Below are 6,043 nucleotides of genomic sequence, written 5' to 3'. Positions count from 1 at the left end.
ACAAATCAGAGAGCAAATTTGGGAGGCTGTACCATTAAGTTGACACCAATGAGCACTGCTAAACCCCTACAACACGGGTATATTTACGATCAAAATAATCATTGTTTGAGCCGGAAGTTGGCTATTTTGGTATCAGCATACCATGATTAATTTGTACAGTGCGTAAGTCCTAACTTACTGTTGCGATTGACCTTTTTTAAAAGCTTTTTGAACTAAATCATCACTAACATTAGTTACACCCTCAGTTGTAGAACCCCCAACTTCCTTTGCCATTTCTAGATAGTCTTTGGGGTTTCCTGTCGATTGCGCTTGTGTGTTTGTTTCTTTGGGGTCAGCAACTTTTTGTTGCGGTGCAGTGGCGGCTGAAGCGGCGGATGCACCTTCATTTGTCTTGTCGATGTCACTGATGCTAAATTCCTGTGCAGCTGCATAATCAGATTCAAAATCAACCTTTGCTGCTTTCTCTTCACCACGAGCCATACTATCAGCAGCTAATTGTGCATCATGGGTAGGAGCTTGATTTGCATTGGGTTTCACTCGATCAGCCATAAAAGTAAGACCTTGGGTAATTTTGCAATTGCTGGGGCGATTTTACCAAGGATAGAAGTAATTTTCTTTCTGTCTGAAGAGAGACTTATACATCTACTCAGGGTAGAAGAAAATTATTTAAAATTATTTAATATAACTCATACTTTCGGAGGTAGATTAGGGATGTGAAAATTTGTTAATCCTTAGTAGGATTGATAAATCATGGAGATCCATTGTGACTACAACTTCCAAGAAAAATATTTCTCAAGCACTAAGCAATGAAACTTTAAAAGTGGTTGAAGGGTTTAATGCTTTAGATACCGATGCTAAATTAGCATGGTTTTATTTTGTTTATGAAAAAATGGGTAAATCCATTACTCCTGCGGCTCCAGATGCGGCTGAACCAGAACTTGCACCCATGCTTTTAGGAGACTATTTAAAGTTGTCACCTGAGCAACAATTAACAATTATGCGGGATATTGTGGAGGGTAAAGACACAGATTATTCCCGTGCTTATGGTGCGATTAAAGAAAATAATCAACTTTTAGTTTGGTATGCTTGGGCTGCGGCTATGGGAGATCAAGTAGTGGGAATGCCAAATAATTATCAGCGTACTGATGCAATCAAGAATTTGCTTTCCCAAACTGAAAAGCTAGATTTTGAAGGACAAATATCTGTGTTCCGCACAATTGCGGGTCAAATGGGCTACAGCGATGTTCAGCCTATTGAAACACAAGCACAAACGGGAAAAACCCCTAGCTTGTAATCAAGATTTGTAGAGATGCGATGAATTACGTCTGTGCTGGGGAGTTGGGAATAATAAAATATGGAACCTCACCCCCAACCCCTCTCCTTAGTAAGGAGAGGGGAGGTTTTTATGAGGACATGGTGACTTGAGTTAAATCCTTTGGTGTTAAGTTGCTGTGGACGACTGCGCCATCACGAAACCAGACGATGCGTTGGGTTTGACGCGCAACTTCTGATTCATGTGTCACCATGACAACGGTGATTCCACTGTTATTTAATTCGGTGAAAATATCCAATACTTCCTGGGTTGTCTGGGAATCAAGTGCGCCTGTGGGTTCATCGGCTAGAAGAACAACGGGACAATTTACTATAGCACGAGCGATCGCCACCCGTTGTTGCTGTCCCCCAGATAATTGCGTGGGTTTATTATTCAGCCGCTTTTCTAGACCGACTTTTGTCAATGCTTCAGTGGCGCGATCGCGTCTTTCGCTAGGATTGACACTGGCATAAACCATTGGTAACATGACATTTTCTAACGCTGTCAGTTGGGGTAATAAGTGGAATTGTTGGAAGACAAACCCCAGTTTTTTATTGCGGATTTTGGCTAAATCTGCATCATTCATTTGGGCGACATCAAGGTTATCTAAATAATAATGTCCGGTGGTGGGGCGATCTAAACAGCCGATAATATTCATGGCTGTGGATTTACCAGAACCAGAAGGCCCCATAATTGAACAATATTCACCCTCATTGATCGTCAAATTCACATCATTAAGGGCTTTGACTTCGGTTTCGCCACTTCCATAGATTTTAAAGATATTTTCTAGGCGAATAATTACCGATTGCGGTGCAGGATTTGGAAATATAGGATCGGTAATTGTGATAGTGTTTGCCATAAGAATTTAGTTATTGGTCTACTTCTTATTTCTAGGATAGTGTCTGCGTTTGGTAATCAGCCAGCCAACACCGATAAACAACAATGTAACTAGAATACTTAAAAATAAAGATGCGTAAAAGGGATGGGGTGGATTTTTGGGAGATATCGCAGCTAGGGGTATATTGATTTCGTTGATGTATTCGGTGATAATGGCAGAAATAATTGCGCCTCCGCCAAAGCCAATACCTAATATTTGGATGGTGCGTTCTAAGGAGCGATCGCTCTCAGCTTGTTCTATTTCAACTATGCCACGAATTGAGTCTATGGCTTTACCCAATAGTTCTAAACCGTGGCGAAAATAACCTAAATCTGCGGTTATTTGTTGTTGGAAATAAGGGCTACTTTTTTGACTAAAAAATTCTAAAAAGCTGATATCATTCCCAATTGTATCACGAATACGCTGTAATTTTTCGTTATAATTGTAGGTGTGAATTGCAATTGTATTTTGTTGCTCTTCTAAATCTCGCAGCAGGCGCGTGTATTCTAATGCTAGTTGAGGTAAAGCTTTTAATTGGTTTTGTAAATCAGTTAAATTTGCTGTGTTCGTAGATTTTTTATCGTCTATTTTGGGTAGTTTTTCAATAGTTTTTTCTACTTCACGATAGGCTATGTCTAGTTTTTTATAAGTTTTCTTACTGTCTTTATAAGCTTTTACAGATTTGGTGCGAAAGAAAAATAAATCTACTAAATCGTCATAGCATTGATTAAACTTAGTATCTGCTTGGTTATCGGCAAATAGCCAAATTAAAACGTGTTGATAATTGTCTGATTGACTAAATAAGCCATATTCAAAGATTGGACTACCAAATAATTCACCTTGGCGATTAAATGGTGGTAATGGATAATTATCAGGAAAGAGAAATTTTAAACATTCGTTGGCTATTTCTTGGCTGCTTTTTCTATCTTTTGCACCTGTTAACCAAGCAGTAACTAGCAAAGTTTGACCAACAAATAAAGGGTTTTCTGGCAGAATTAAACAATTATTTGGATTTAACTGGCGTAAGAAAGCAATTTCTAGATTATCTGTATTATAGTTATTTTCTGTTTCTGGACGGCGTAAATTTAGCCACAAACCGTAGCTATCATGTAGCCGTAGGGGATAAGCAAAGCCGTTAACTAGCAACTCTTGGTTTAGAGTAACTTTACCCTCAAAAGTGACAGCATAGTTATCATCTATAACTTCTGTGTCCTTGAGCAAATCTACACGAGGGTTTTTTGGTTTTTTATCAACATCAAGGCGCTGGCTGAGATGCAAGTCTTGGTGTAAGGTTGTGCGGACTATCTCATTACCAGTATTCCAGAGAAGATTTTTATCTATTAATGAATTATTTGCGTCAATGTTGGAAATTTTGTATAGTTGAAAAGCAAATAAATGGATATTTGGCGCATAAATTTTCATGATTTATTTGGCTGGTTTGTACCTGTTTTATTATTGTGCAATTTTGCGAGGTCTTCTTCCAAAACTCGGTAGCGATTTTCTTGGATATTTTCTTGGTTTTCTGGTTGACTTTTACGCACTCTCGTAATTTCTCTTTCTTGAATTAGTACCGCATCTCTCACATCTTCATATTCTATGTACCACAGGCGAAGTACTTCCGCTACTAAATCAGGTGTTTGGGTTTCTAATTCGGCTAGGTTTTTCTGTAGTTCGGGAATGGCTGTGATAGCCTCTGGGGAGAAAACATAATCTTGCTCTCTCACAACTTGGGTAAATGCTTGGATGAGTTTATCGGGTTCCATCGGTTTAGTTTTGGGGTTGATTAAATATTATCATATCCAGTTTATAGGTGATTGCCATAAATAAGATCCCCGACTTCTTGAAGAAGTCGGGGATCTGAAACACGCATCAGCAGGGAGATATGGCACAGAAAGCAGCCCAGTATTCTGGTCTTTTAAATGGTTGTTCTTCTGGTTTGTATTGTTTCAACAAATTTATGATTTGCTGTTGCTGTGGGGATTCTATTTTATCTATACCTTGAATCCAGGTAATTATTTGTGCTTGAGTGGCTTGACGTAGCCATTGCTGGGTTTTATTCAGTGCTAAGGTGACATTATATGAATTTTGAGGCAAAGTTTCATAAAATCTAATCATTAATAAAGCTGTGTGAAAGTCACTCACAGCCCATAAAGTAGTAATAATATTGGCTGCACCAGCTTTGATAAAACCACTTGCCAAGCCTATATATTCATCACTCTTATTGGTAGAATCAATCAAGCCAGTTTCACAAGCAGAAAGAGTCACCAGATGGCAGTTAGGTAAATTTAATAGGAAGATATCTTCTAGAGTTAGGCATTTATCTAAATCAATTGCTGTGTTTTCATCAATTTTGATATTTCGTGATGAGTAGGTATTGGCAGGAATATCATAAATCACTGCATCTGCTAACTGTAAGCCGGATTTTAAAGGAAACTGGAAATTAAAATATCCGTGACAAGAAAAATGCAGCCATTGAGATTTGCAGAGATTTTCATTGGTTGACTGTTCTGCTAAAACAGCTTTGGTGGCTTGGCTGTGTTTGAGAATTTGGTGGGGTTGAAAGTTTGTGGCTATTGTCTCAACTTCGATATCAGTGAAGTCTAAATCATTGGTGGGGTTTTGAATAGCAAATAAATCGCTGAGTTGATTTAACTGTGAACTTGCTAATTGTTGAGCTTTGAGTTGAGCGAAACGTAACAATTGACAACTAGGTGCATAACTCACTCCATCGGGAAATCTATCAATGAGATATTCTGGTGTTGAGGAGTTGGTAGATAGGGGGATAGCGTGGAAAGGAAACAGGTGTAAATAATGATGGGGGATTAAAACTAGCTTGTGGCAATTAGTGGGGATGAGGGAAATAATTTGATCAAAGTGGAGTATTTGTGTTAGTTGGGTAAGTTGATCACCTAATTGATATTGCCAACGTTTTTTATCTTCGCTGTAAAGTTTTAGGTAATTAACAATCCAATTTACTAAGTTTTCTAAATCTTGTTGATCAGAATGCCAAATAACTGGTTTATCCTTATCTTGGGTGATAATGAAAGCACGAAAACAATCATTAAAAATGTACCACTGGATAATTGCAGTGTTGTAATCTAAAAGGTTTTGGATTTCTGGAAAGCATATACTACTACTAATTAATGGTAGATTTACTTGACTTGTTGATGTGGCTTTGGTTAACAGTTCGACTAAATTGCGGGTTTTGCTGCGTTCAATATATTCTATTGCTTCAGTCTCTTTTCCCAAGGCTAGGCAAACTTCCGCCATGCGTCGATAAAGCTGATTCCATTCTTCAGCTTGTTTACGTTTGCTTTCATCCCCAGAAAAAATTTCACCCCGGATCGATTCCACTGTTACTATTGCATCGGTGAAGGTATTGTAAGCTAAATCAAATTGTTTTTCATCTTGGTATAATTTGCCAAAATTTAACAAAGTTTCTGCATTGTTTTGAGGAAAGGCAGTGCGGGTATATACTGACAGAGCTTGTTGATAAGCGGCGATCGCCAGTTCCAGATTCTCGGCTCGTTCTCCTAATATTCTGTTAAGGTATGCAGTCGCCAGATTATTTTGCGTCATTGCCCATTTTTCAGGAAAGGCAGTGCGGGTATATACTGACAGAGCTTGTTGATAAGCGGCGATCGCCAGTTCCAGATTCTCGGCTCGTTCTCCTAATATTCTGTTAAGGTATGCAGTCGCCAGATTATTTTGCGTCATTGCCCATTTTTCAGGAAAGGCAGTGCGGGTATATACTGACAGAGCTTGTTGATAAGCGGCGATCGCCAGTTCCAGATTCTCGGCTCGTTCTCCTAATATTCTGTTAAGGTATGCAGTCGCCAGATTATTTTGCGTCA

At 38.7% G+C, this 6,043-nt stretch carries 6 protein-coding genes; 1 reads left to right on the top strand and 5 read right to left on the bottom strand.

Going from position 1 to position 6,043, the window contains the following annotated elements:
• Window positions 1-174: 174 nt before the first annotated feature.
• Window positions 175-549 carry a hypothetical protein gene (locus tag ACM0OW_RS25540; RefSeq protein WP_414553498.1) on the bottom strand — a complete coding sequence of 125 codons (375 nt, stop codon included), beginning with the start codon at window positions 547-549 and terminating at the stop codon, window positions 175-177.
• A gap of 214 nt (window positions 550-763) precedes the next feature.
• Between ACM0OW_RS25540 and ACM0OW_RS25535 the strand changes: the two genes are divergently transcribed.
• Window positions 764-1,294 carry an orange carotenoid protein N-terminal domain-containing protein gene (locus ACM0OW_RS25535; RefSeq protein ID WP_414553496.1) on the top strand — a complete coding sequence of 177 codons (531 nt, stop codon included), beginning with the start codon at window positions 764-766 and terminating at the stop codon, window positions 1,292-1,294.
• 109 nt (window positions 1,295-1,403) lie between these two features.
• Here ACM0OW_RS25535 and ACM0OW_RS25530 read toward each other — a convergent pair whose 3' ends face one another.
• From ACM0OW_RS25530 to ACM0OW_RS25515, 4 genes are all read right to left on the bottom strand, one after another.
• Window positions 1,404-2,171: an ABC transporter ATP-binding protein gene (locus ACM0OW_RS25530; RefSeq protein WP_414553494.1), complete on the bottom strand. Its 768-nt coding sequence runs from the start codon at window positions 2,169-2,171 to the stop codon at window positions 1,404-1,406.
• Window positions 2,172-2,189: 18 nt separating this feature from the next.
• Window positions 2,190-3,611, bottom strand: coding sequence for a hypothetical protein (locus ACM0OW_RS25525; protein WP_414553492.1), 1,422 nt, complete (start codon window positions 3,609-3,611; stop codon window positions 2,190-2,192).
• Window positions 3,608-3,952, bottom strand: a complete 345-nt coding sequence (locus ACM0OW_RS25520; protein ID WP_414553491.1) for a hypothetical protein — start codon at window positions 3,950-3,952, stop codon at window positions 3,608-3,610. The genes ACM0OW_RS25525 and ACM0OW_RS25520 overlap by 4 nt, the downstream gene beginning before the upstream one ends.
• A 106-nt stretch (window positions 3,953-4,058) precedes the next feature.
• Window positions 4,059-6,043 (bottom strand): CHAT domain-containing protein (locus ACM0OW_RS25515; RefSeq protein WP_414553489.1); only part of this gene is annotated, 1,985 nt, incomplete at its 5' end.

The organism is Anabaena sp. CCY 0017, assembly GCF_963920885.1.
In the GTDB taxonomy this organism is placed as follows: domain Bacteria; phylum Cyanobacteriota; class Cyanobacteriia; order Cyanobacteriales; family Nostocaceae; genus Nodularia.
This window is presented reverse-complemented; position numbering and strand designations above follow the sequence as displayed.

Coding starts and splice junctions, on each gene's coding strand:
- ACM0OW_RS25520 (WP_414553491.1), bottom strand. CDS start 3,952: ATGGAACCCGATAAACTCATCCAAGCATTTACCCAAGTTGTGAGAGAG.
- ACM0OW_RS25530 (WP_414553494.1), bottom strand. CDS start 2,171: ATGGCAAACACTATCACAATTACCGATCCTATATTTCCAAATCCTGCA.
- ACM0OW_RS25540 (WP_414553498.1), bottom strand. CDS start 549: ATGGCTGATCGAGTGAAACCCAATGCAAATCAAGCTCCTACCCATGAT.
- ACM0OW_RS25525 (WP_414553492.1), bottom strand. CDS start 3,611: ATGAAAATTTATGCGCCAAATATCCATTTATTTGCTTTTCAACTATAC.